Origin of the sequence: Halorubrum sp. Atlit-28R (genome assembly GCF_003665955.1) — an archaeon.
Lineage (GTDB): Archaea > Halobacteriota > Halobacteria > Halobacteriales > Haloferacaceae > Halorubrum > Halorubrum tropicale.
The window spans coordinates 1-869 of sequence record NZ_QPLS01000047.1 but is presented as its reverse complement, the minus strand read 5'-3'; the positions used below and the strand labels follow the sequence as shown (position 1 = coordinate 869).

General features: G+C 44.5%; 1 pseudogene. It reads left to right on the top strand.

The features are described 5' to 3' along the window. Positions 1–869, top strand: a pseudogene (locus DVK06_RS16695) (hypothetical protein); the annotation flags it as partial.

Below are 869 nucleotides of genomic sequence, written 5' to 3'. Positions count from 1 at the left end.
TCGAAGAAGGCCTTGAACTGGCAGACTCACTGCTCAGAGTCCGTTTAGAAGGCGAACCAGAGGGACCAAACGACGAAATGATGAGTTCGTACTATCTTACATCCTTATTCGAAGAAGGTACCCTTGAGAGACTGATTGAGAACCGGCCCGAAGAGTCCCTCGAAATTTTCGAGGAGAATATGAGAACTGCTGCTGAGCACAGAGCTGAAAATAGAGGCCAAGCTGTTGAAGAACTCAGCTTCTTCTACCTCAAATCGATCTCCAATTATGGTATTGAACAGAATGACAGATACCAGCCCTTTGAGCTATACATCGGGTTCCTGAGGGAAGCACTCGACAACTGGTTTGAAATTTCGACTGACGAGGCCCAGAAAGAAAAAATCGAATCGTATCTCGATGAGTATCCGGTTTTCAGAGGATTCGGATTCTATCTGCTAAAAGAGTATGGAGAAGATCACGAAAATCTGGTAGCAAAGGAATTACTCGGGGAAGAAAATTATTCAGATATTCAATTGAAGAAGGAATTTGACTTGTTATTGAAATATGGATTTGAATACCTTTCCACCGACCACCAAAATCAGGTGATTGAGTTGATCAAATCTGTACCAATCCAAGACACCTTCACTCAGATAGCTGAAGAACGACAGGAGGAACAGGAGGACATGACTGTTGATGAGATTGCAGAGCAGTATTCTTCACGATGGATACGCGACAGACTCTGGCCAATTAGAGAATACCTCCCTGACGACACAAAAGAAGAACTCTCAGAACTGGTGGAACGTTTTGAAGACGACCCAGAAGGTCCAGATACTCCAGCAGTGAGGAGTGGTGCCGTTTCGTATGAAAGCCCGGAATCAGAGGAAGACCTA